This window comes from Candidatus Nucleicultrix amoebiphila FS5 (assembly GCF_002117145.1).
Classification (GTDB): Bacteria; Pseudomonadota; Alphaproteobacteria; order Caedimonadales; family Nucleicultricaceae; genus Nucleicultrix; species Nucleicultrix amoebiphila.
Genome location: NZ_CP008743.1, coordinates 143630 through 167416, shown reverse-complemented (window position 1 = coordinate 167416; position 23787 = coordinate 143630). Strand labels below are relative to the sequence as shown.

At 40.0% G+C, this 23787-nt stretch carries 22 protein-coding genes and 2 tRNA genes; 6 read left to right on the top strand and 18 right to left on the bottom strand.

The genetic code is table 11. The annotated features are described in order from the left end of the window. Positions 1–2 precede the first annotated feature (2 nt). From GQ61_RS00785 to GQ61_RS00760, 6 genes are all read right to left on the bottom strand, one after another. On the bottom strand, positions 3–1151 hold the full coding sequence (locus GQ61_RS00785) for an efflux RND transporter periplasmic adaptor subunit (protein WP_198157352.1): 1149 nt from the start codon (positions 1149–1151) through the stop codon (positions 3–5). Positions 1152–1153: 2 nt separating this feature from the next. Then, a complete protein-coding gene (locus tag GQ61_RS00780) occupies positions 1154–2596 on the bottom strand; it encodes an efflux transporter outer membrane subunit (protein WP_198157351.1) in 1443 nt (480 codons plus the stop codon). Between the two features lie 207 nt (positions 2597–2803). Beyond that, positions 2804–3379, bottom strand: coding sequence for a histidine phosphatase family protein (locus GQ61_RS00775; RefSeq protein ID WP_085783478.1), 576 nt, complete (start codon positions 3377–3379; stop codon positions 2804–2806). Then, entirely contained in the window at positions 3376–5208 is a 1833-nt protein-coding gene (locus tag GQ61_RS00770) for an ABC transporter ATP-binding protein (protein ID WP_232317324.1), read from the bottom strand. Before GQ61_RS00770 ends, GQ61_RS00775 begins: the two co-directional genes overlap by 4 nt. Positions 5209–5396: 188 nt before the next feature. Continuing rightward, positions 5397–6164: an alpha/beta fold hydrolase gene (locus GQ61_RS00765; RefSeq protein WP_085783477.1), complete on the bottom strand. Its 768-nt coding sequence runs from the start codon at positions 6162–6164 to the stop codon at positions 5397–5399. 30 nt (positions 6165–6194) lie between these two features. Further along, positions 6195–6869 carry an RluA family pseudouridine synthase gene (locus GQ61_RS00760; RefSeq protein ID WP_232317323.1) on the bottom strand — a complete coding sequence of 225 codons (675 nt, stop codon included), beginning with the start codon at positions 6867–6869 and terminating at the stop codon, positions 6195–6197. A gap of 98 nt (positions 6870–6967) precedes the next feature. Here GQ61_RS00760 and GQ61_RS00755 point away from each other — a divergent pair, with 98 nt between their 5' ends. Beyond that, a complete protein-coding gene (locus tag GQ61_RS00755) occupies positions 6968–7576 on the top strand; it encodes a hypothetical protein (RefSeq protein ID WP_085783475.1) in 609 nt (202 codons plus the stop codon). Here GQ61_RS00755 and GQ61_RS00750 read toward each other — a convergent pair. From GQ61_RS00750 to GQ61_RS00695, 11 genes are all read right to left on the bottom strand, one after another. Continuing rightward, the gene (locus tag GQ61_RS00750) at positions 7573–8259 is read right to left on the bottom strand and encodes a homoserine O-acetyltransferase/O-succinyltransferase family protein (protein WP_085783474.1); all 687 of its coding nucleotides are present in this window, start codon (positions 8257–8259) and stop codon (positions 7573–7575) included. The genes GQ61_RS00755 and GQ61_RS00750 overlap by 4 nt on opposite strands. A 209-nt stretch (positions 8260–8468) precedes the next feature. Further along, on the bottom strand, positions 8469–9212 hold the full coding sequence (locus tag GQ61_RS00740; protein WP_085783472.1) for an SIMPL domain-containing protein: 744 nt from the start codon (positions 9210–9212) through the stop codon (positions 8469–8471). 90 nt (positions 9213–9302) lie between these two features. Beyond that, positions 9303–9379: transfer RNA gene (locus GQ61_RS00735), tRNA-Asp, on the bottom strand. A gap of 10 nt (positions 9380–9389) precedes the next feature. Beyond that, a tRNA-Val gene (locus GQ61_RS00730) sits at positions 9390–9464 on the bottom strand. A 78-nt stretch (positions 9465–9542) separates the two neighbouring features. Further along, complete coding sequence (locus GQ61_RS00725) at positions 9543–9878, bottom strand: FtsB family cell division protein (protein WP_085783471.1); 336 nt, start codon at positions 9876–9878, stop codon at positions 9543–9545. Between the two features lie 97 nt (positions 9879–9975). Then, complete coding sequence (gene eno, locus GQ61_RS00720; protein ID WP_085783470.1) at positions 9976–11244, bottom strand: phosphopyruvate hydratase; 1269 nt, start codon at positions 11242–11244, stop codon at positions 9976–9978. Positions 11245–11258: 14 nt separating this feature from the next. Further along, the gene (kdsA, locus tag GQ61_RS00715; RefSeq protein WP_085783469.1) at positions 11259–12122 is read right to left on the bottom strand and encodes a 3-deoxy-8-phosphooctulonate synthase; all 864 of its coding nucleotides are present in this window, start codon (positions 12120–12122) and stop codon (positions 11259–11261) included. Beyond that, positions 12119–13804 carry a CTP synthase gene (gene pyrG / locus GQ61_RS00710; protein WP_085783468.1) on the bottom strand — a complete coding sequence of 562 codons (1686 nt, stop codon included), beginning with the start codon at positions 13802–13804 and terminating at the stop codon, positions 12119–12121. Before pyrG ends, kdsA begins: the two co-directional genes overlap by 4 nt. Before the next feature lie 9 nt (positions 13805–13813). Next, positions 13814–14257, bottom strand: coding sequence for a preprotein translocase subunit SecG (gene secG, locus GQ61_RS00705; RefSeq protein WP_085783467.1), 444 nt, complete (start codon positions 14255–14257; stop codon positions 13814–13816). A gap of 101 nt (positions 14258–14358) precedes the next feature. Further along, on the bottom strand, positions 14359–15084 hold the full coding sequence (gene tpiA, locus GQ61_RS00700; protein WP_085783466.1) for a triose-phosphate isomerase: 726 nt from the start codon (positions 15082–15084) through the stop codon (positions 14359–14361). Next, positions 15084–15767, bottom strand: coding sequence for a hypothetical protein (locus GQ61_RS00695; RefSeq protein ID WP_157111092.1), 684 nt, complete (start codon positions 15765–15767; stop codon positions 15084–15086). Before GQ61_RS00695 ends, tpiA begins: the two co-directional genes overlap by 1 nt. 206 nt (positions 15768–15973) lie before the next feature. Between GQ61_RS00695 and GQ61_RS00690 the strand changes: the two genes are divergently transcribed. Next, positions 15974–17410: an NAD(P)H-hydrate dehydratase gene (locus GQ61_RS00690; RefSeq protein ID WP_085783464.1), complete on the top strand. Its 1437-nt coding sequence runs from the start codon at positions 15974–15976 to the stop codon at positions 17408–17410. On the opposite strand, the gene GQ61_RS00685 is transcribed toward GQ61_RS00690, so the two are convergent. After that, a complete protein-coding gene (locus GQ61_RS00685; protein ID WP_085783463.1) occupies positions 17403–17942 on the bottom strand; it encodes a hypothetical protein in 540 nt (179 codons plus the stop codon). The genes GQ61_RS00690 and GQ61_RS00685 overlap by 8 nt on opposite strands. 99 nt (positions 17943–18041) lie before the next feature. On the opposite strand from GQ61_RS00685, the gene tkt reads away from it, so the two are divergent. From tkt to rpsA, 4 genes are read left to right on the top strand one after another with little or no spacing between them, the layout of a single operon-like run. Next, a complete protein-coding gene (tkt, locus tag GQ61_RS00680) occupies positions 18042–20048 on the top strand; it encodes a transketolase (protein WP_232317322.1) in 2007 nt (668 codons plus the stop codon). 17 nt (positions 20049–20065) lie between these two features. Further along, positions 20066–21073, top strand: a complete 1008-nt coding sequence (gene gap / locus GQ61_RS00675; protein WP_085783462.1) for a type I glyceraldehyde-3-phosphate dehydrogenase — start codon at positions 20066–20068, stop codon at positions 21071–21073. Between the two features lie 6 nt (positions 21074–21079). Then, complete coding sequence (gene cmk, locus GQ61_RS00670; protein ID WP_085783461.1) at positions 21080–21751, top strand: (d)CMP kinase; 672 nt, start codon at positions 21080–21082, stop codon at positions 21749–21751. Between the two features lie 54 nt (positions 21752–21805). Continuing rightward, positions 21806–23722 carry a 30S ribosomal protein S1 gene (rpsA, locus tag GQ61_RS00665; protein WP_085783460.1) on the top strand — a complete coding sequence of 639 codons (1917 nt, stop codon included), beginning with the start codon at positions 21806–21808 and terminating at the stop codon, positions 23720–23722. Positions 23723–23787 lie beyond the last annotated feature (65 nt).

Below are 23787 nucleotides of genomic sequence, written 5' to 3'. Positions count from 1 at the left end.
TTTTACTCTATATCATCTGGCGGCGTCGGAGCAGCTTCATTAGAGGGCAAAACTGTATTGTCAATCACAACCCGGCTGCCATTCTTAAGTTTATGACTTCCTGAAATGACTATCATCATATTTTCTTCCAATCCCTTTAAAATAGCGACTTGATCACCTCGTGTTTCGCCAACAGTCACAAATACAGGATGTGCCGTCATGATTTCATGACCTTTTTCAGATTTTTCATCTACTTTAACAACATAGACGACATCGCCATAAGGGTTATAGGCAATAGCTGTCTGAGGGATCGTCAGGTTATTCTTTGCAGCACCAATTTGAATTTCAACATTCCCAAACATACCCGGAATTAGCTTACCATCTCGATTACTAATCGTTGCTTCAAGTCGAAGATTGCGCGTCGATAGATTCACTATTGGATCCATTGAAGTTATTTTCCCCTGAAATTTTTGATCAGGGTAGCTATCCAGAGTCACTGTAATTTTTTGTCCAACACGCACCTCTGAGACAAACTTTTGTGGCACATGAAAATCAATCAAAATGGGATCTAAAGTCTGTAATGAAACAATTTTATCACCAGGATTCATGTATTGCCCATCATTAATGGCGGAAATGCCTAACTTTCCGCTAAAGGGTGCCCGTATGTTTTTTTTAGCTACGACGGCTGCCTGTTGCTTAACTTGCGCTTCTTTGCTTTTTAGATCTGCTTCGCTAGCTTCAAGCGCTGCTTTACTAATGCCATTAATAGCGTATTGAGCTTTGTCACGTTCATAGGTGGCTTTTGCCAAAGCAGCTGTTGCTTCTAAAGACTGCAATTGAGCAATATCCGAGTCAGCATTAAGCTCTACTAACAAATCATCACGCTTCACCTGGGCGCCTGATTCAAAATGAATTTTTTTTACAAGACCAGTGATTTCCGTTGTCACATCAACGCCATTCCGCGATTTCAAAGTGCCCACTGTTGAAATTTTTGGTTGCCAAGGCTCTAGTTTAGTCTTTTGTACAGCTACGGTTTCAGGAGGATATCCTCCTGCACTCATGAATTTCTTAAACATCATCGCAGTAAAAACGTGATACCCAAAAATCCCTCCAAAGAGTATAGCAACGCCAACAAGCATTATGATCATACGTTTGTTTAAAGCCAATTTCATGGTTATTTCTCCACTTCGCTTTCGCTGTTCTTGTTTGAGGCGTGCCACCACCCTCCTCCCATCGAAAGGAAAAGCGCTGCTGTATCGTTGTATCGTGCTGCTTGAGCAATAGCTCTCGCTGCACGTGCCTGTTGATAGAGTCTGTCAATATTCAAAAGAGTCGTAAAATTCACTGCTCCTAAATCATATTGCTTTTGTGTAATCTCAAGTGTCTGAAAAGCTGCTAATTCAGCTATTTTACTAGCTTCATAACTCTTTGCATCATTTTGCAAGGCTTTTAAAGTATTTGCCACATTTTGAAATCCTTGCAAGACAGTTTGTTGATATTGCGCTAATGCATTTTTGTAGTCCGCAATTGCAGCTTCTCTTAATGAAAGCAGAGCACCTCCTTTAAAAATTGGCTGTAATATTTGCATTCCGATTGACCAAATGCTCGCTGCTGAACTAAACAAATTCCTCCCCCTACTTGATTCACTTCCTACACTTCCTGTCAATGTTAGCTTGGGAAAAAGATTTGCTGTAGCTACTCCAATATTGGCACTCGCTTTATGCAATTGTGCCTCTGCTGATTTGATATCAGGACGTTGTTTCACCAACTCAGACGGCAAAGACACAGGAATTTCATGGGGCAAATCTAACGCATCAAATGTAAACACAGGCAGTTCTTTTTGACCAGGAAGCTCTCCTACCAAAACGGCCAGAGCATTACGATTTTGTGTCAGCTTTTGCTGCAAGGATGGAAGCGTTAAACGTTGTTGTTCGAGTTGATTTTGAGCATTCAAAACATCAGTTTTAGAAACAGCTCCCAAATCATATTGTTTTTGAGTGATCGCAAGAATTTTTTCGCTTGCCTCAATATCCCGTGTTCTAGCTTCAACTTGTTCCCTCAGTGAAGCTTCAGTCACAACATTAGTCACGATATTGCTCGCCAGAGTTAAATAAGCAGCCTGTAGCAAATACTGTTGGTTCTCAACATCGGCTTCAACTGCTTCAACTTGACGTCGCAATCCGCCAAAGACATCAAGAATATAAGATACGTCAACGGATGCATGCTGCAAACTAAAAACTTTGGGGGGAAATTGCGTTAGCCCGCTCCCGGCGCCTGACGTACGTAACCGTTTTGGAGAAAAATTGGCATTCACTTCAGGAAAATAGTCAGAACCAACTGCTGCCATCAATTTATTTTGAGCACTTAAAAGCGCTGCTTCAGCCGATTGAACCGTGGGACTATTCTTCATCCCTTGCATCACAAGATCGTTCAGAGCATCTGAATTAAAGAGCGTCCACCAGTCTTCAGGTATAGATTCATTGATAAGAAAACGTTGATTTTGAAAAGCTTTACCGTCTATATCAATCGCATCTGGCAAGCCGTCTTGGTCATAGGATTCAATTCTAGGTGCCTCTGGTTCCTTAAAATCAGGGCCAACAGCACAGCCTGATAACATCAGGAGACTGATTCCTAAGCTTCTCACTCTTTTAGAAAACAAGTTTTCCATAGGTTCTATCTTTTTATGACTTTATTTACTTATTATCTATTGCGCACGAAGCGTAACTGAATATCCAGGCTTCACTTTTTTTTAGTGCTCGGCATCATAATGCCAAACATATAAAATTGCAAAGTCTAATTCATGAATAAAACAGTGTATGAAAGCTTAATCTTCAGAGGATAAATTCTTAATGAACCAACGTTCGTCTGGAATAGTTGGTGGTTGGTGATAAACCAAATCACAGTTATTCAAAGGAGAATGGTTATTAAAGTTATATCCCAACATTTCCAACACTGCCCAATAGACACCTCCATGGGATACAATTAGGACTGGTCCAGGATATTTTAAGGCTTCAAGAATTGCTCCACGGGCGCGTACTAAAAACATTTGTAAACTTTCTGCACCTTCAATTTCACCGCCTTTCATCCATTGGGCGCGAAATTGCCGATCAGCTTTTTGAGTACCTTCAAAGACTCCCCAAGAACATTCTTTCAAATTCTCTATTGCAACAAGAGGTGCTTGAAGCTTTTCATTAAGAATAGAAGCTGTTTCTTGAGCTCTTTTTAAGGGGCTATAACAGATAGTGCCCACCATCTTTGGAGAGAAATAAGATTTCGCTTCATGTGCTTGTCTGATTCCTGTTTCATTTAAAGGAATATCTGACTGTCCCATGATAAGCCCAGTTCTGTTCCATTCGGTTTCCCCATGCCGAATATAGTAAAATGGAATTTCAGGAATCATTCATCAACTGGAGAATCCTTTAACTCTCCCTCTTCTTCTGCGCTTTCACTCCCATAATATTCGGGTAAAAACCCGCTAATTTGAGCTTCCCAAAGTTTAGTATAGAGCCCATTCATTTTTAAAAGTTCTTCATGCGTGCCATCCTCTACAATGGCACCTTTATCAAAAACCAGGATACGGTCCATATAGAGTAAAGTAGACAAACGATGCGCAATGACAAGTGTCGTCTTTTCTTTCATTAATTCAAAAAGGCTTTCTTGGATCAGTTCTTCAGTAACAGAATCAAGAGAAGATGTTGCTTCGTCCAAAATTAAAATAGGAGCATTTTTAAGCATCGCACGCGCAATAGCGACTCTCTGTCGTTGACCGCCTGAGATTTTTACACCTCTCTCCCCTACCATCGTTTCATACCCATGCGTCATCTTTTGAACAAACTCATGCACATGGGCCTGTTTTGCCGCGCCAATGACTTCAGAATCAGTTGCCTGGAGTCTTCCATAACGAATATTTTCCATCAAAGTACGATGAAAAAGCGTTGGGTCTTGAGGAATCATACCGATGTTTTCTCGTAAAGATTCCTGTGTTACCTTTGAAACATCTTGACCATCAATAAGAACTAAACCTTTTTGCACATCAAAAAGTCTTAAGATAAGGCTAGCAAACGTAGACTTTCCACTACCTGAAAATCCTACAAGTCCAACCTTTTCACCGCCATTAATCGTCACTGTTAAGTTTTGAAAAAGAGGCGTATCCAACTTATAATGAAACAAAACGTTATCGAAACGAATCTCTCCCTTTTTCACAATTAAAGGGTTAGCCCCTTCAACATCTTTTATTTCGACTTGCGCCGTCGTTAAACGCAACCCTTGGGTTACACGACCAAAATGTTCTGTATAGTCTGAAAAATCTTTGGAAAGGTTCCAAAGTGAATCGACCAATTGAATATTCAGTGTTAAAACCAAGCCAAAATCACCGATGGTAATTTGATTATATTGTCGTGCATAAATCATATAAGCGATGCTCAGAGCTTCCATAATGAAGAAAGAAAGACCTTGAAATAGCCAAAGCTTAAATAAAAACCAAAGCAGAGTTTGTTCGCGACGAACACTTTCTGTTGACCAACCTTTTATGTTTTTCTTTTCAAAATAGGCCGTCGCAAAAAAACGCACGACAGACATATTGGAAAGAAGATCAACTATTTTACCGGTAATTCCACTGTTGGTTTCAGATAAGGCATCAGAAAGTTCATGGGATCTACGCGCACACTTTAAAGAAAAGCTCAAATAAAGTATCAACCAAACCAAAAGAATCGATGCCAACACCCAATGGATACTAAACATGATAATGACTGAAAAAATTAAAGCGAGTGTATGACTCCAAAATCGATCAATAAAAATTGAGATAATTTCTCGCAAGCCCAAAGCGACATCATTAATTTTATTTGCCAAACTACCAGCGAAATTATTTTGGAAATAACTATGAGAGTGATAGAGCATGTGACTTGTCATGAAATTAATCACATTTTGTCGCAATTGAGGCATCATTTTCAGAACAATCACGTCATAGACACGATAAATACATATATGAAATAGACTTAGCCCAACATAAAGTCCTACAGGCAAAGCTAAAACGCTTAATACCTCAACGCCAGGGTTAGCAGACATACGATCAATGGCAACTTTAATTAAATAAGGACGAATTACCAAATCAAAGGACCAAAAAGACGCAATAAATATAGATATTGCAAGGTGCCAGCGAAAAGGCTGTAACATTTTTCTGGTAAAATCACCGACGCCGATGCTGCTATTTTGTGTTGATGTATTTAACATTCTTTGCCTTTAATGAATATAGTACTCTCTCAACGTGACACACGTCAAGAGAGTGACAATATAGCACTAAAAATTTGCGCGGGTTTTTTCAATAAAGACAAGCCACTTGTGAAGAATAATATATTAAATACAAAAACAATATTCACATACCATCAGACTCTCTCAAAGTTTATCTCTCTTGCAGAGACTCATAATTGTTTTCTTAGGAAATTATTAATTAATGTCGCTAAGTAGACTGGTGTTTCTTGCATTGGATAATGGCCAGAATTTTGGATAACTTGAAGTTCAGCCTGAGGAAGCCATGTCTGTAGAGTTTTTCTCTGAACTTCTTCTCCGTATGCTTCTCCATCATGAGCACCAATAATCACCAAATAAGGAGTTTTCAATCCTTTCATTTTACTGGAAAAATCCGTGTCACTAAACATATGCAGATAAGCGAGCCGTGCTTCAGCAACTGAACTCTCTCGCCACTTTTTTACCTTCTCTTTATAAAACACGTCGCTATGACGTCCACTCGTCATAAAACCAATGATCTGTTCCGCAATCATATCATTATCATTCGCTGCTTGTGTAATGAACATAACCATTTCTTCTGGAACTTTTGATCCGCAGGCAGGAACAGGCGTGATCGCTATAACAGACTGTACGCGTTCAGGAACAAGGGTGTTAATATATTGAACAATCATACCACTCATCGAATGACCGATAAGGTGAAACTTTTCCCATTTCAAAGTATCTGCTACTGCAATAACATCTTGTGCAGCTTCATCCACAGAGCATTCACCAGTAATTGTTTTTGATTTACCATAGCCCCTTAAATCAGGAAAAACATAACAGAACTGATCTGTATCAAGATAAGGTAAAACCATGTCATAGCTTGAAGAATCAGAAAACCAATCATGCAAGACAATCACATGATTGTTTCCTGAACCATATTTTTTATAAGCAATCGTCATATCAAAAACTCCTTCATTCCTCGTTATATATTACTCCAGCTCTAATTGTTTGAGAAGTTGGACAAAATGTTCAGGAGCTGGCGCGGTAATCACGATATTATCTTTTTTAGGATACAACGGTATTTCAATAGAATAAGCATGAAGCATTAACGATGCTTTTAACTCTGTTCGCCCCTCTCGGCCGTATATCTTATCCCCTATAATAGGACATCCTATAGCTGCGCAGTGCACACGCAATTGATGAGTTCTGCCAGTCAAAGGAGTAAGTTCCAACCAACTCTTTTGGTTTTCGGATTTAATCACACGATAAAGGGTCTTAGCTTCCTTTCCCGCTTCATCAACTTTCTTCCACCAATGGTGTTTGTTATCGGATTGAGGCGCTAAAGGTAGATCGATTTCACCTTGATCTTTAGGGGGTCTTCCCTCAACAATGGCCCAATAGGTTTTTTTCACTCTACTGGAAGAAAAAAGTTCTCCAAGGCGCCTCAAAGCTTTTGGATGACGTCCCAGAACTAAGCACCCACTTGTATCTTTGTCGAGTCTATGCGCTAAAGCAGGAGGTTTTGGCAATCCATATGTCAACTGCATAAAAATATCTTCCATATTAGCGGCTTTGCCTTTTCCTCGATGCACAGCAATTCCTGAAGGCTTATTCAACACCAACATTAGACCATCTCGATAAAGAACTAAATCTTCAATATTCATATAAGTTTTCGACATCGTGTAAAAAGTTTGGCTTTTGCATTTTCAGCATATACGTTATGCTGAGAAAAACACAAAAATAATATCTAGATTTATGCGCTATGAATAAAAACATTTCAATAATTACGCTTCAAGGTCCTCAAATCGTTCCTTTTCTTAAACACTTATATTCTCTTAGAATAGAAGTCCTTCAAGAATTCCCTTACCTCTATGCCGGGAATGAGGATTATGAAATTCAATATTCTAAACATTTCAGTCATAGCGAAAACAGCATTCTAGTTATTGCTAGAGACAATCATGTTAACAAAATTATTGGCGCAGCCACCGCCATTCCATTAGAAGAAGCGGATGATGAGGTTCGTCGGCCCTTTTTACAAAAAGGGTACAACCTTGAGGATGTCTTTTTTTATAGAGAATCTGTGATACTGCATGGGTTTCGCGGTAAGGGGCTTGGAAAATTATTTTTCGTAGAAAGAGAAAAAGCGGCCTTAAAACAAAACCCTAAATTAAAATATATCACCTTTTGGACTGTTGAACGTACGGCTGACCATCCTGCACGCCCACGCAATTATAAATCTCTTTCAAATCTTTGGCACAAACAAGGATTTCAAGAATTTTCTCAACTAAGAACTCAGTTCAGCTGGCCTGAGGTTGATAAACAAAACAACGCGCTCAATACAATGGTCTTTTGGATTAAAAACCTACACTAAAGTTTATAAAAATTCTCAAGAATGTGAATCATTGTTTGATTGATCATTTGAAAGTTGTGTTCCAAGAATTCTTCTGCAGATTGTACATATTGGTTTGGCTTTAAATCATCAGGGCAATTATCTACCAACTCTTGAGCAAGTTGGAATGTAATTTCAGGGTGACACTGAAACCCAAGTGCTTTCTCTGTATAGCGTATAACCTGACGAGGGCAGCCTTCACTGTAAGCTAGGATTTTGCTGGTCTTAGTCAATCCTGGCATATCATTATGCCAATGGATAACCTGGAAAGTCTTCTGAACGTTTTCAAAAATAGGATCTGCTTCGCCTTCTGCTGTTAGCGTGATTGGATACACGCCGACTTCTTTATGAGGACTGCGTTCAGTTTTAGCGCCAAGAGCTTCCCCAATTAATTGAGCTCCCAAACAAAAACCCAGGATAGGCATATTCTGCTTTAAAGCATGCTCTATTAATTGAATTTCAAGTCTCAAGTATGGAGCCTTTTCGATTTCCAAGGGACTTTGCGGACCTCCCATCACAATCAAACTATCAAATTTCTCCATGGTTGGCAGAATATCACCACGATAAGGATGGACTTGCACCAAAAAATGATCCTTGGCTTGAAACCATTCTTCGATGACGCCTGGACGTTCAAAAGGAGCATGAATAATTGCTAAAGCTTTCACAAATATCTACTTCGTAAACATATGAATGATCGCAAAAAATAGAGGGAAATCAGCAATAGGCTCCATAAACAATTTATAGAGACCAATGCTAAACGATATTATAAATAATATAAAAAAGGCTTTATCAAATCTGGATCGGAAAAGAAGACCACATGCAAAAATCAGGCTGGCAATTAAATAATAAAAAGGATGGATAGACAGCACTGTCTTTAATCTCCAAGCGCATATTGCGATGTAATAACGGCCTTAACACTCTTATTAACTGTCGTTGTATCATAATAACCGTAATCAGAAACTTCATTGGAAAATTCTGGAGTGATTTGAAAAACTCCCTGACGAATGGATTTTAAAGAACCAAGTTTTCCACCCCCAGTTTTGGCCAATTGCTCTGCGCGCACTTTTGCATCCTTTGCTGCATCAGCAAGAAGACTAATTTTCACCTCATCAATTTTTGTATAGATAAAACTTGGTTTATTAGATGTAAATTTAACTCCTTGATGGATAAGGTCCGTAGATTGCTTAGCGACTTTATCAATAAGTGTTGTATCTTGAAGCTGCACTTTAAAATCAATCACTGCTTCATACATTTCAATTTCGTTGGTGTTAACACCATTCACATCTCTTTTGTATTGAGCATCCACGCGTGCTGGATCAAAAATAATCTTATCCTCAGCAATGCCCTGCTTCACCAAAAAGCTCATAACTTTTTGTTTGCTCTCTTCCAACTTTTTATAAGCATCCGTCATGTTCGCATCGCGCACCGAAAAATATCCGCCCCAAGTTGCAAAATCAGAAATAATTTTAGCTTCAGCTGATCCCTTAACCTCGATGGTTTTATTAGCGTTTTTAACGTCTTTAAATCCCTGCATTAAAACAGAACTGGCAATGATAATACCAATGCCTATAAAAATACCGCCACTAATATTACTTAGGTTTTCAAGCTTTAGTTTCATGGATATCTCCCTAAAGAATTTTTATAATTCTATCAGCTGATACCCTTTTTGCCAATCGTGCTTATGAAATGATTTGAAGTTTAAAAATAGTGGCGGGAGTGACGGGACTTGAACCCGCGACCTCCGGCGTGACAGGCCGGCGCTCTAACCAACTGAGCTACACCCCCTCTTTATGAGTGGTGGGCGATGAGGGATTTGAACCCCCGACCCTCTCGGTGTAAACGAGATGCTCTTCCGCTGAGCTAATCGCCCTTCATCAACATTACATTACACATCTATGTTGATGGCGTGCATATATACACGATGTAAGAATGATGGTAAACAAAAATATTACTTCTGAATCTCTTTGATTTCGCTTGTTTTTCGCAAGACCATCACCTCCTTGCGATCCATGTATCCTAAAACCATTTTAGCTTGCTCACTTAAAAGATCTAAACACAGACTTTCTGGTCGCAACAAACGTACCTTATTTTCCAGATGATCATGTTCATCTCGTAATGCTAAAAGCTGTACCTTAGAATCTTTTAATTTTTGTTGCAAACGCACCCATGATAAAAGGCCGCGATCTCCTTGCACAATATGGTAGGCGAAATAGAACATCAAGCAGATCAAAATGCTTGGAATAGAAAAGCGATAAAAACGTCGTCTAAATTCACGAAGAAGCATTGACCCAAATTGTTATTTTGTTAACCAGTGTGGACAAAATATCATAATTTGAGAAAATTTTGCATTATTTTTTATTAAAATAGTAATGATTTTCATATCAACGAGGGAATGGATTTAAAAAGCGTGCATCCCTGCCCAGCTCTTCTTCAATGCGCATCAGCTGGTTATATTTTGCAACACGATCCGTTCGTGAAAGTGATCCTGTTTTGATTTGACCACAGCCGGCAGCAACTGCAAGATCAGCAATAAATGTGTCTTCTGTCTCACCTGAACGATGGGAAATAATAGAACTAAAATGTCCAAAAGTAGCTAAATCAAGCGTATCGAAAGTTTCGGTCAATGTACCAATTTGATTTGGTTTAATAAGGATAGCGTTTGATAATCCTTCTTCAATACCTTTCTGTAGACGCTCAACATTCGTTACGTATAAATCATCACCAACGATCTGAATCTTTTGTCCAAGAGATTGCGTCATGGATTGCCATCCCTTCATGTCATCTTGATCCATTCCATCTTCGATGGAAATAATGGGGTAATCTTTTACTAATTGCTCATAATATTTGACGAGCTCTAAGCTAGAAAACGTTTTTTTCTCACCTTTAAGATGATATTTACCATCTTGATAGAATTCAGAAGCAGCCACATCCAAAGCCAGGCTAACGCCTTCTCCAATATTATAACCCGCTTCATCAACAGCGTTTAAAATGAGATCCAAGGCTAGCCGTGTTTGATCAATTGGAGGTGCAAATCCCCCTTCATCTCCCACATTGGTGCTCAATCCCTTTTGCTTCAATATAGATTTTAAAGCTTGAAAAATTTCCGCGCCCATTTGTACCGCTTGATAGAAAGATTGGGCGCCAACAGGGACAATCATAAATTCTTGAAAATCAATGCCATTATCTCCATGTACGCCACCGTTCATTATATTCATGAGCGGCATAGGCATCAAATTACCCTTGAGGCCCCCCAAAAATCGATAAAGAGGCAATCCTTGATCTTCCGCAGATGCACGTGCAAGGGCAAGACTAACACCTAAAATCGCATTGGCCCCTAAACGACTTTTGTTGGGCGTTCCATCTAAAGTTACCATGAGTTCATCGAGCGCTGCTTGATCGTGGGAATCTCGCCCAGAAAGAGCTTCAAAAATCTCACCATTCACTGCCTCAACGGCTTTCAAAACACCTTTACCATGAAAGGCGTCATCATCGTCTCGCAACTCAACAGCTTCATATTTTCCAGTAGAAGCACCAGAAGGAACTGCTGCTCTTCCCTTAGCACCACTTTCTAAAATGACATCCACTTCAACTGTTGGATTGCCACGAGAATCCAAAATATCTCGTGCAAAAATATCGATAATGGCTCCCATGTTTTTTCCTATGGTTATGTGTTTGCAGCAAGAGCACGTGGAGACTTAGCCAAACGATCAAATTCCATAAGAATTTCAAGTAACCCTGCTAAATCTTTAAGTTTCACCATATTAGGCCCATCGCTTGGAGCTTGATCTGGATTTTCATGAGTTTCTAAGAACACACCAGCAATGCCAGTAGCAACAGCTGCCTTTGATAAGACAGACACATATTTTCTTTCACCCGAAGTTTTATTACCTGCCCCTCCAGGCTGCTGAACAGAATGGGTTGCATCAAAAATTACTGGATAACTCATTTCCTTAAGAATAGGAAATGCACGCATATCATTGACGAGGGTATTATAACCAAATGAAACCCCACGCTCACAAATCAGAATGTTATTGTTTCCAGCACCCGCTATTTTTTTAACGACGTTTTTCATATCCCAAGGCGCTAAAAATTGTCCTTTCTTGACGTGCAATGGCTTACCCGTTTTGGCAGCCGCTACCAACAAATCAGTCTGACGGCATAAAAAAGCTGGGATTTGCAATAAATCAACAACGTTTCCTGCTTCTATGCATTGTTCTTCAGTATGCACATCAGTTACAACTGGAAGTCCTGTTTTTTGGCGAACTTCAGCAAGAATCTCTAACCCTTTATCAAGGCCTACACCACGGGGACTCGAATCGCTGGTGCGATTTGCTTTATCAAATGAAGTTTTGTAAACGATGTTGATACCAAGTTTCTCAGAGATTTCTTTAATAGCACTCGACATCTCAAGGGCATGTTCACGGCTTTCCAAGACACAAGGGCCAGCCATAATAGCTAACGGCTCGTTATTCCCAAAAATAATTTCTTTTACGTCGTTACCACCAACTTTAACAATATGTTGTGTCATGCCACTTTTCCTTTTTTCAAAACATCTGCTCTCTCAAGAGCCGCTTTAATGAAAGCTTTAAAAACAGGATGAGGTGTCATAGGTTGTGATTTAAACTCAGGATGAAATTGCATCGCAACAAACCATGGATGCCCTACCAATTCAACCATTTCTGGTAATTTTCCATCAGGAGAAATTCCTGTGATTTTCAAACCAACAGCTTCCATCTTGTCTTTATAAGCAATGTTCACTTCATAACGATGACGATGACGTTCTCTGATCACATCTTGATTATAAATTTTATGGACTAAACTACCGGGTGAAAGCTTGCATTCTTGAACACCAAGACGCATAGTTCCTCCAAGGTCACTCTCTTGAGAGCGCGTTTGCTTTTCTCCTTGCTCTTCCCACTCTTCCAAAAGCCCCACCACAGGATGAGGCGTTGAAGGAGAAAATTCAGATGAGTTAGCCTCCTGCAGACCTGCCAAATTACGCGCTATCTCAATAACGGCTAACTGCATTCCTAAACAAATACCAAAGAACGGAATATCATTTTCACGAGCATAAGTAATGGCTGCAATCTTTCCAACGGTTCCGCGTTCTCCATAACCACCAGGCACAAGAACTCCTTGTGCATCTCTTAAATGCTCATAAAGTATTGAATCATCAACAGCGACTGTGCGATTTCCATCACTTATTTCTAAAGTATCGGCCGATATCCAATCAATTCGCAGCTTATAATTATATGATATACACGCATGCGTAAGCGCTTCGATCAAAGATTTATAAGCATCCTTACATTCAACGTATTTTCCAACAACTGCAATGCGAACTTCACCTTTTGGATATTTGCAATTCGTCACAATATCTTGCCAAATCTTCAGGTTGACTGGTTTTGTTGATTCAAGACCAAAATACTTAGTCACTTCTGAGTCTAATCCAGCCAAAGAATAACTCAAAGGCACTTCATAAATAGTTTCAACGTCAAGGGCTTCAATCACACATTCTGGTTTTATGTTACAGAATAAAGCTAATTTATGTTTAGCACTCGCCGGTATAGGACGATCACAACGGCATAATAAAATGTCAGGCTGGATTCCTAAACTTAAAAGTTCTTTAACTGAGTGTTGAGAAGGTTTGGTTTTTAATTCCGCAGCACTAGCAATGTATGGCACGAGTGTAAGGTGTATAAACAAAACATTTTTGCGTCCTACATCAATCGCAAATTGGCGAAACGCTTCAAGATAAGGCTGACCTTCAATATCCCCAACCGTTCCACCCGCCTCACAGATCAAAAAATCTATATCTTCCTCAACATCCGCAACAATGCGTTGTTTGATTTCATCGGTAATATGAGGGATCACCTGAACAGTAGCCCCCAGATAGTCGCCATGACGTTCTTTAGCAATCACACTAGAATAGACCTGTCCAGTAGTGACTGAGTCACTACGTCTACAAGAGATTCCCGTAAAACGTTCATAATGACCTAAATCTAAGTCAGTCTCTGCACCATCATCTGTGACATATACTTCACCATGTTGGTAAGGACTCATAGTTCCTGGATCAACGTTCAAATAAGGATCAAACTTGCGCAGACGTACTTTATAACCACGAGCCTGTAAAAGCGCTGCAAGTGAAGCGGAAGCGAGACCTTTACCTAAGGATGAAAGAACGCCACCGGTCACAAATATATATTGCGTCATCGCCTTTATTTACTTCTTTGGTTTATCTGTTGTCGCTTCCTTTGCAGGTGCTTTAGTAGCCTTATTTGTTTCTGCTTTCGGCAGAACTTCACTCTTTTGAGGAGTGGTTTCTGGTTTAGCAGGCTCCGCTGTTTTTTGTGGAGCAGCTGGTACATTAGGTGTAACAGGCATAGCTGGCGCTTGCTGTTGTGTCGGTGTCGTTGTTTCTAGAATAGATTTCGGTGCGTGACCGCCCTTAAAAAGCAAAGCCAACAATATGGTTGTCGTAAAGAATAAGCCCGCTAAAACCGCTGTTGTTCGTGTCAAAAGGTTGGCTGTGCCACGCGTCGTCATCAGACCACCCATGTTTCCACTGCCCATTCCAAGTCCGCCACCCTCGCTACGTTGAATCAAAATAGCACCTACAAGGGCACAGGTTATAATTATATGAATCACCAAAAATGCTGTCGTCATTGTGTTCGCAAACCGTTTATTGTGTATCCTGGCGGCATTCTAAGCATATAAATTGAAAAATGCTAGCATCTTTCAAAAATATTTTTAAAGAGTTCAGTAATCTAAGCAACACAAATCTTCCAAAAACTTTCCATATTTAAGCTCGCCCGTCCAACTAACACACCATCAACGTTATCAAGAGAAAGAATCTCCTGTGCATTCTCACCCGTAACTGAACCACCATACAGAACAGGAGTTTCTTGCCCTATTTTCTTCATACATCCCTTAATAAAATCATGAGCATTTTTAATATCATCAAAGCTTGCTGTAAGGCCTGTACCGATAGCCCATACTGGTTCATAAGCGATCACAAGGGGCGCATGGCTAATTTTTTCTGGCAAAGCTTCGAGCTGCCGCTTAATCACCGCATAAGTCTCCTCATTTTCCCGTTGGAGCTTACTTTCTCCAACACAGAAAATAACTGTGAGGTCTTGTTTTAAAGCTTGTTCTACTTTTTGCCTCAAAATTTCTTCAGATTCTTGATGATAGTGTCGACGTTCAGAATGTCCAATAATCACATACTGACACCCACACTCTTTTAACATAGTCACACTCACTTCCCCTGTAAAAGCCCCTTCTTCATGAGATGAGCAATCTTGAGCCCCTAAAGCGATGGGGGCTCCAGAAAACATTTCTTGAACAAAGGTTAAATAAGGATAAGGTGGACAAATCACAATCTGGGGCAGGTTTGTTGCAGCCAAAACTTTGGAAGTTAGTTGTTCTACAAGAGCTTTGGCTTCAGCCCTTAAAGGGATCATTTTCCAATTCGCAACTATAAACTTTTTCATTATTTCACTATCTCAACAAGAAGATTAAAATTTTTAAAAAAACCTCCTTTGTCGTCATCATCTTCGTCCAACAAAAGAAGAGAAAAACCTAATATTAAACAAGAGCTATCTTCCGTTTTTGCAATTTCACTGAGAAAAACTTTCGGCAGAGTTTTTTGTTGTAAAGCTATTGGTATTTCTTCTGGAATAATTTCTTTATGTTTACACAGTTTAACCTTTAGCTCTGGTTGTCCTGGAAAAAGCGCTTTTAAAATGACCTCGTTAGATTCTTCATCAGAGCTCAAAAATGATCTTATTGATATCAAATTCTCTTCATCAACTGGAACTGCCGCCATAATAAAGGAAAATTTTATGACATTGCTTTGATTACGAATCTCAAATCCTTGCTGCAGAAAATTATCATTTGTTGATTTAGCAGTTACCGAGCTAGAAACAACGTACATGGAATCTTTAAAAACAGTAACGTCAGTATTGAAATCACCATCAATCACAAAATATGATCGATTAAAAGAACGATGATAAGGAAGACTTTTGAGCACTTCATCACTCCGCAGAGAACTGTCTAACCTATCTAACTCTCCTTTAAGGACAGGAATTATTCGAGGAGATTTTATAACATTTAAAACAGGTAGTTGCTTAGGTGTTACTAAACTCCTTAACGAAGGTGCTTTAATTTGCTGCATTTCAATGAATTCTTCTGCGCTAGCGTTCAAATGAGTTACCGTAAGAAAATTCAACACAAGAATAAAAAGGAATTTAGTTTTCATAATGTCCTCCCACCTGTTTAGTTGTACCCTATACATAATGCTATGTAAAAACTGAGTAAATTATTAACAAATGCGCTATATAGTTTTATAAAGTTATCAACACAAGAAAAATTGAGGCTTTTATGTTTGAAGTTCTCCTGGCTGAGCAAATGCGCCACATAGAAAGTGCAGCAGTTGCTGAAGGTCAAAGTATAGAGCACCTTATGGAGACTGCTGGAGAAGTAATTGCACAGGAAGTTCTAAGACTTTTTAAATCTTGCTCAGTTATTGTTTTAGCTGGTCCTGGAAATAATGGTGGTGACGGTTTTGTTGTCGCGCGAAAACTAGAGGAAAAAGGTTGGCCTGTCATTGTCGCTTGTTCAAAAACGATTCCTTCCAAAGAAGGAGCTGCGTTTAAGGCAAGAAGTCAATGGAAAGGCACACTTATAGATTACCAAGATATCCACTTTAAAGACTTTGCTCTCATCATTGATGGTCTTTTTGGTATTGGATTAAGTAAACATATCGATGATCCCTACAAAACTGTAGTTCAGAAAGCCAATCAATCGGGGATCCCTATTCTGGCGATTGATATTCCGAGTGGCATCCACTCAGATTCGGGAGAAGAATTGGGATATGCTATTAAAGCTCACTATACAATCGCTTTACAAACACTAAAACCCTGTCACCTTTTGTTACCCGGTAAGATTCATAGCGGTACAACTATAGTAAAAGATATAGGGCTCCGTCCATTTCCTACCCCTACTCTTTTTGTTAATGCCCCTGAATTATGGAAAAAGCATTATCACAAACCAAACTTAACGGACAACAAATATACCCGGGGGCATGGCGTGATTGTTGGGGGAGCTCACTTAACTGGAGCTGCGCGTCTAAGCATGTTAGCGGCTAGACGTGTTGGTGCCGGTCTAATTACTCTCCTTTGTCCTCCAGAAGCCCAAATTATCTACAGCCTCGCTTCTTTGGGGCATTTGACACAAACTTATGAGGACGTCAGCATTTTTAGTGAAAAACTCAACTCAATAACAAATCTCAAAGGTGTGTTGATAGGTCCAGGCAGTCCACCAACACAGGATACACGCACACTTGTACACAAAATTCTTAAACTGAAAATGCCAACAGTTCTTGATGCTGGCGCCCTCACAGCTTTTGCAGAAAACCCGGATGAATTACTTAGAGAGTTACATGAAAATGTTGTTTTAACGCCTCATGAAGGCGAATTTAAAAGGCTTTTTTCAATATCCGGCAACAAAATTCAAAGAACTTCTGAAGCTGCTAAAACAGCTCAATGTACAATATTATTGAAAGGCGCAGACACAGTGATTGCAACAGCATACGGGCCAGTAATCATTGAGAGTCAAGGCGTTCCTTGGCTTGCTACAGGTGGGACTGGAGATATTTTGTCCGGCTTGATCCTTGGTCTCTTAGTCCAAGGACTTAAACCTTTAGAAGCAGCAGCGATGGCCAACTGGATTCTCAATCAGTGTGCCCACAGTATTGGCGTGGGCTTGCTTGCTGAAGATATCCCCTTACAAATCCCTAAACTCTTAGCCTCTATTTAACTTCTTCTGCTTTAGAAGAAGTAGCTGATTTATCCTTAGGGGCTTTATAGGTTAAAATTAAAGTACCTGTGTGCATTTGACCTTTCCATTGGTCTGTATGATCTTTGCTAATGGAATCAGCGCCATTCAAATGAGCAGCATACGCAGCATCCGTAAGTTCATAAGACAAAGAATACTTACAAGCATTTTCGTTCGGGGATGACGTTATTCTATTAAAATTTGCAATGCCTGACACATTAATATCGGAACCTTTAATTCCACTACTCCCGAACATTTTCTCCCATACTTTATATCCTGGCTCATTTTTGTCAGAATATAATGTAGTTTCAGCCTGTTCCATTGTCACTTTCCACTTATTACCTTCAGCATCGTTAAAAGTATTTTTTGCTTCGCCCACCAGGCTCACTGCAGTTTTCTGTTGATCAAAATTTAGATTTGGACACTCAGTCGGTTCTTTTACAGTTGGAGTAGCACTTAGGCTCGTACTAACCGTTAATGCCAAAACAGAAATAATTAATTTTTTTGAGGACATTCCTTACTCCCTAATTTTATAATTATAACCAGTATTGAAGTAAGCATAGACACAATTTACTGTCCATAAAAATATTGATGCTGACGGTTCTTAAAAAGAATGATAACAATTCTTCCCATGCAAAGTGGAAAACAATCAAAGCCAAACTTTAACAGTCAAGATGTTGAGCAAGAGCTCAGAATGATGGCCAATGCCATTCGCGCCCTTGCCATGGATGCTGTGGAAAAAGCACAATCAGGCCATCCCGGGATGCCTATGGGCATGGCAGATGTAGCTACCGTTCTCTACCGTTATTTTTTAAAATTTGATCCCAAAACTCCTGAGTGGACAAATCGTGATCGTTTTGTACTTTCAGCAGGTCATGGCTCAATGCTGTTGTATGCGCTTAATTATTTAACCGGCTACGATGACATGACGCTTGACGAAATTAAACGATTTCGTCAATTAGGCAGTCATACAGCCGGTCACCCTGAAAAAAACCATCGCCTGGGTATTGAAACTACGACAGGACCTTTAGGACAAGGATTTGCCAATGCCGTTGGATTGGCTCTTGCCGAACGTCTTTTAAATGCACGTCTCGGGGATAACCTGATTGATCATCACACTTATGTCATTGCCGGTGATGGTTGTTTAATGGAAGGGATTTCTGAAGAAGCGCTTTCCTTTGCAGGTCATATGCAACTTGGAAAATTAATCGTTTTTTTTGATGACAACCATATTTCTATTGATGGAGATACATCCTTAACGACAAGCACAAATCATTTAATGCGATTTGAAGCGTCCCACTGGCATGTGCAATCTATTAATGGTCACAATTATGCCGAAATCTATGAAGCTATTATTAAAGCTCAAGAATCCACTCAACCTTCACTCATTGCCTGCAGAACAACAATCGGGTATGGCGCTCCCACAAAGAGTGGTACCGCTGCTGCCCATGGCTCACCTTTGGGGGCTGCTGAAATACAGAAAGCAAAAGATTTTCTCAATTGGCCTCATGGACCTTTTGAAATACCTGAAGATGTCTTAAAATTGTGGAGATCTGTCGGTGAAAAGTTTAAAACTGTTGATAAATCAAAAAATCATATTCAAAAAGCAGAAGTTCATTGGCAAAACGCCCTCAATGAACTCAAAATGCAATACTATAAGGACGCTCCAGCTCTCGCAACGCGTCAAAGTTCAGGACAGGTTTTAGACCAAATTTTGGACAAAGTGCCAACTCTCATTGGAGGATCTGCAGATCTTACTGGATCCAATCTTACGAAAGCTAAAGCACAAGACGTTATTACCAAAGATAATTTTAAAGGTTCCTATATCCACTACGGCATCCGTGAACATGCGATGGTAGCTATTATGAATGGTATCAAGCTACACGGAGAATTTCTTCCTTATGGTGGCACTTTTCTGACTTTCAGTGACTATTGTCGTCCAGCGATACGTCTCGCGGCGCTCATGGAACTTCCGATCATTTTAGTAATGACTCATGATTCTATTGGTTTAGGTGAAGATGGCCCTACTCATCAGCCAATCGAGCATTTGCAAAGCCTCAGGCTTATTCCTCATCTGAACGTGATGAGACCCGCAGATGCTGTAGAAGTCGCTGAGTGTTGGGAGATCGCCCTCACATCCACAAAAAATCCTAGTCTCTTGGCCTTAACGAGACAAAAGGTACCAACGCTTCGAAAGTATCCCGAGAGCCAAAATCGTTGCCTAAAAGGTGCTTACATTATTTATGAGACTAAGGGCATCCCATTAAAAGTCGTTCTTATCGCGACAGGTTCCGAAGTTTCAATCGCTATGGAGACCACTCAAATTTTAGAAGAGAAAAACATTGGGACTAAAGTTGTTTCGATGCCTTCTACCTATTTATTTGATTTGCAGCCAAAACAATACAAAGATGCGCTTTTCCCTCAAGACATTCTTAAAGTCGCAATTGAAGCTGGCAGCTCTATAGGGTGGGAACGCTATGTTGGTCAAGAAGGGTTAATCTTTGGAATCCAATCCTTTGGCGCCTCTGCGCCCTACGAAGAACTTTACAATCATTTTGGCTTGACGGCAGAGAAAATTTCAGCACAAATCGCACATAAAATTCATTCAATTTCGGCTTGATTAAAGAGAGGCAAAACATGACCGTAAAAGTGGCAATCAATGGCTTTGGCCGTATCGGACGTTTAGTTTTAAGAGCGATTGCTGAAAATAAATCTAAAGATATCAAAGTCGTGGCTATTAATGATTTGGGACCAGCAGAAGCCAATGCTCACCTTTTTAAATATGATTCAATTCATGGAACCTATAAAGATGAAGTTAAAGTCAGTGACGACACTATAGATATTGGGTACGGTCCAATTAAAATTTTTAGTTCTCCTCAGCCGGAATCTTTGCCCTGGAAAGATTTAGGGGTTGATATTGTCCTTGAATGTTCAGGGTATTTCACATCGAAAGATAAAGCCAGTAAGCATCTGGAGGCTGGCGCTAAACGTGTCTTGATTTCAGCTCCTGCGGATAACGTTGATTTGACAGTCGTCTATGGTGTCAATCATGACAAAATTTCAGCAGATCACTCAGTCATTTCTAACGCCTCATGTACAACGAATTGCCTTGCTCCTGTTGCAAGCGTTCTCCATAGAGCTTTGGGGATTGAACGTGGGTATATGACAACAATTCATGCTTATACGGGAGATCAACGATTAGTGGATACTCTCCATAAAGATCTGAGACGTGCACGTGCTTCAGCCCTTTCCATGATTCCAACATCCACGGGAGCGGCAAAAGCTGTCGGCCTCGTCATGCCTGAATTAAAGGGGAAGTTAGATGGCACTGCCATTCGTGTGCCAACACCGAATGTTTCCTTAATCGATTTTAAATTTACGAGTAAAAAATCGACGAGTATTGATGAAATTAATAACGCTATTAAAGATGCTGCCTCTGGTCCTCTAAAAGGTATTCTTGGTACGGTCAATGCCCCGTTAGTATCCATTGATTTCAATCATAATCCCTTGAGTTCAACCTTTGATTTGACGCAAACACAAGTTATTGATGGCGTGTTTTGTCGCGTTCTTTCTTGGTATGATAACGAATGGGGTTTTGCCAATCGTATGACTGACACAGCGTTAACAATGGCTAAATTTATATAAAATCTCATGCATCTTACTAAAAAAGTCATTATCGCTATTGATGGTCCTTCAGGTGCGGGAAAAGGAACTTTAGCTCTTGCACTTGCCAAACATTATCATTTTTCACATATGGACACCGGTTTAATCTACCGTGCTCTAGCCTTTAAGGCCGTCAAAGAAAACATTAGTCCAAATGACGTCGCTGGCTTGGAACAAGCTTCTTACAGCATAAAATTAGAAGATTTTAATAACCCTCAACTGCGTAGCGATGAAATTGCAAATATAGCTTCGCAAATTTCCGTTTACCCCCCTGTGCGTCGCGCCTTATTAGATCTCCAAAGAGGGTTTGCTCATAATCCAAGTAACGGTTTTCAAGGAACTGTGCTCGATGGCCGTGATATAGGAACAATTGTATGTCCAGAAGCCGATATTAAAATTTTTGTAACGGCAGATATTGAGACCCGTGCCGAACGTCGACTAAAAGAGTTGCAGGCCAAAGGGATAAAGAGTATATATACCGCTGTTCTTCAGGATATGATGGAACGGGATGCAAGAGATAGTAAACGTGAAGACTCGCCGTTAAAGCCTGCAACTGACGCTTATGTCTTAGATTCTACCCATCTTACGCCAGATGAAACATTGATGATGGCCATAGGTCACATTGATGAAACTCTTAAAGCTTATAAAGCGCCAGCTTAGCTGATCAAACGCTTTACTTTAAGGGATTTATATTTGAAAGGATTAACTTTTAACATGACTACTAATAAAGCACCAAATTTTGAGAAAGAAGACTTTGCTAAACTCCTAGAGGAATCTCTCGGAGCAACAAATATCGTTGGAAGTGTGGTTCAAGGAACGATTATTTCCCTCGATCAGAACTTTGCCATCGTTGATGTGGGATTAAAATCTGAAGGTCGCATTCCTTTAAGTGAATTTGCCAGCCATTCAACGCCACAACCCTTAAAATCAGGGGATAAGGTTGAAGTTTATGTCGAAAAAATGGAAGACAAGGATGGTTTGATTGTCCTTAGCCGTGAAAAAGCTAAGAGAGAAGCTGCATGGAAAGAACTTGAGACAGCATGGCAGAAAGGTGAACGCGTTAATGGTGTCATCTTTGGGCGTGTTAAAGGTGGATTCACTGTTGATCTTAAAGGCGCAGTTGCCTTCTTACCCGGCAGTCAATTGGATATTCGTCCGATAAAAGATGTGGGATCGCTGTTTGACATAGAACAACCTTTCATAATTTTAAAGATGGACGCATTACGCGGTAATATCGTTGTTTCTCGTCGTGCTATCCTCGAAGAATCAAGAACGGAAGCGCGCTCTGAACTCCTTTCAAAAATTAAAAAAGGTCAAGTTCTCGAAGGTATTGTTAAAAATATTACAGGATACGGTGCATTCGTTGATTTGGGTGGTGCTGATGGTCTACTTCACGTTACCGACATTAGTTGGGAACGCATTAACCATCCAAGCGAAGTTTTGCAAGTTGGCCAAACTGTCCAAGTTGTTGTTATCGAATACAATGAAGAAACAAAACGTATTTCTCTTGGTATGAAGCAACTTGAAAAAGATCCTTGGAAAGAAGTTGAAGCTAAATACAAAGTTGGTGAAAAACTCGTAGGACGCATCACAAAAATCACTGATTACGGTGCATTTGTCGCACTTGAGCCAGGCGTTGAAGGGTTGATCCACGTCTCTGAAATGAGCTGGGTTAAGAAAAATTTACCTCCAAGCAAAATCGTTTCCACAAGCCAAGAAGTGGAAGTGATGATTCTTGAAGTCGATCCTACGAAACGTCGTATTGCTCTTGGTATGAAGCAATGTATGGAGAACCCATGGAAAGCCGTTGCTGAAAAATACACCGTCGGCACAGTATTCGAAGGTAAAATCCGTAACATTACTGAATTTGGTCTCTTCGTTGCGATTACCAATGACTTAGATGGCATGGTTCATATGTCTGATCTTTCTTGGGAAATCCCTGGAGAGGAAGCAATTAAGAACTTCAAAAAAGATGATGTGGTTAAGGTTAAAGTTCTTGAAGTAGATCCAGACAAAGAAAGAATTGCTTTGGGTATTCGACAACTGAACGAAGATCCTTTCTCATCAGCAATCACTGGCTTGAAAAAAGGTGACACTGTTACATGCGAAGTAAAAGCAATTATGGACAGTGGTATTGAAGTTCAAATCAATGCAGAGCTGACTGGTTTTATTCGTAAAACTGATCTCTCAAAAGACCGTGCAGAACAACGTCCTGATCGTTACGCTGTTGGTGAAAAAGTTGATGCTAAAATCATCTCCATTGAGCCCAAAACACGTAAAGTTGGCTTGTCGATTAAATCTCAAGAAATCCAAGAGGAAAAAGAAGCAATGGCTGCGTATGGTTCTGCTGACAGCGGTGCCAGCCTTGGTGATATTTTGGGTGCTGCCTTTGAGAAAGTAAAAGAAAAGCAAACGACAAAAGCTGATAAGGAAGAAAAGAAGCCTGCTAAAAAAGCTAAGACGGCTGACGCTTCTGAAGAAGCTTCTGAGGAAGAAGCTCCTAAAGCAAAGAAAAAAGCAACAAAAAAGGCTGAAAAATCAAGTTCTGATGAAGCTGATGCTTCTGCAGATACTGAAGAAGATAAGCCAAAGAAAAAGACTACAAAGAAGACAAAAAAGTCTGACGAATAATCTTTTTTTATCGTTGATTCTAAGAACCCCTCTTTAGCAATAAAGAGGGGTTCTTCTTAAAAAAA

Coding starts and splice junctions, on each gene's coding strand:
- GQ61_RS00785 (WP_198157352.1), bottom strand. CDS start 1,151: ATGAAATTGGCTTTAAACAAACGTATGATCATAATGCTTGTTGGCGTT.
- GQ61_RS00780 (WP_198157351.1), bottom strand. CDS start 2,596: ATGTTATCAGGCTGTGCTGTTGGCCCTGATTTTAAGGAACCAGAGGCA.
- GQ61_RS00775 (WP_085783478.1), bottom strand. CDS start 3,379: ATGATTCCTGAAATTCCATTTTACTATATTCGGCATGGGGAAACCGAA.
- GQ61_RS00770 (WP_232317324.1), bottom strand. CDS start 5,208: ATGTTAAATACATCAACACAAAATAGCAGCATCGGCGTCGGTGATTTT.
- GQ61_RS00765 (WP_085783477.1), bottom strand. CDS start 6,164: ATGACGATTGCTTATAAAAAATATGGTTCAGGAAACAATCATGTGATT.
- GQ61_RS00760 (WP_232317323.1), bottom strand. CDS start 6,869: ATGAATATTGAAGATTTAGTTCTTTATCGAGATGGTCTAATGTTGGTG.
- GQ61_RS00755 (WP_085783475.1), top strand. CDS start 6,968: ATGAATAAAAACATTTCAATAATTACGCTTCAAGGTCCTCAAATCGTT.
- GQ61_RS00740 (WP_085783472.1), bottom strand. CDS start 9,212: ATGAAACTAAAGCTTGAAAACCTAAGTAATATTAGTGGCGGTATTTTT.
- GQ61_RS00725 (WP_085783471.1), bottom strand. CDS start 9,878: ATGCTTCTTCGTGAATTTAGACGACGTTTTTATCGCTTTTCTATTCCA.
- eno (WP_085783470.1), bottom strand. CDS start 11,244: ATGGGAGCCATTATCGATATTTTTGCACGAGATATTTTGGATTCTCGT.
- kdsA (WP_085783469.1), bottom strand. CDS start 12,122: ATGACACAACATATTGTTAAAGTTGGTGGTAACGACGTAAAAGAAATT.
- pyrG (WP_085783468.1), bottom strand. CDS start 13,804: ATGACGCAATATATATTTGTGACCGGTGGCGTTCTTTCATCCTTAGGT.
- secG (WP_085783467.1), bottom strand. CDS start 14,257: ATGACGACAGCATTTTTGGTGATTCATATAATTATAACCTGTGCCCTT.
- tpiA (WP_085783466.1), bottom strand. CDS start 15,084: ATGAAAAAGTTTATAGTTGCGAATTGGAAAATGATCCCTTTAAGGGCT.
- GQ61_RS00695 (WP_157111092.1), bottom strand. CDS start 15,767: ATGCAGCAAATTAAAGCACCTTCGTTAAGGAGTTTAGTAACACCTAAG.
- GQ61_RS00690 (WP_085783464.1), top strand. CDS start 15,974: ATGTTTGAAGTTCTCCTGGCTGAGCAAATGCGCCACATAGAAAGTGCA.
- GQ61_RS00685 (WP_085783463.1), bottom strand. CDS start 17,942: ATGTCCTCAAAAAAATTAATTATTTCTGTTTTGGCATTAACGGTTAGT.
- tkt (WP_232317322.1), top strand. CDS start 18,042: ATGATAACAATTCTTCCCATGCAAAGTGGAAAACAATCAAAGCCAAAC.
- gap (WP_085783462.1), top strand. CDS start 20,066: ATGACCGTAAAAGTGGCAATCAATGGCTTTGGCCGTATCGGACGTTTA.
- cmk (WP_085783461.1), top strand. CDS start 21,080: ATGCATCTTACTAAAAAAGTCATTATCGCTATTGATGGTCCTTCAGGT.
- rpsA (WP_085783460.1), top strand. CDS start 21,806: ATGACTACTAATAAAGCACCAAATTTTGAGAAAGAAGACTTTGCTAAA.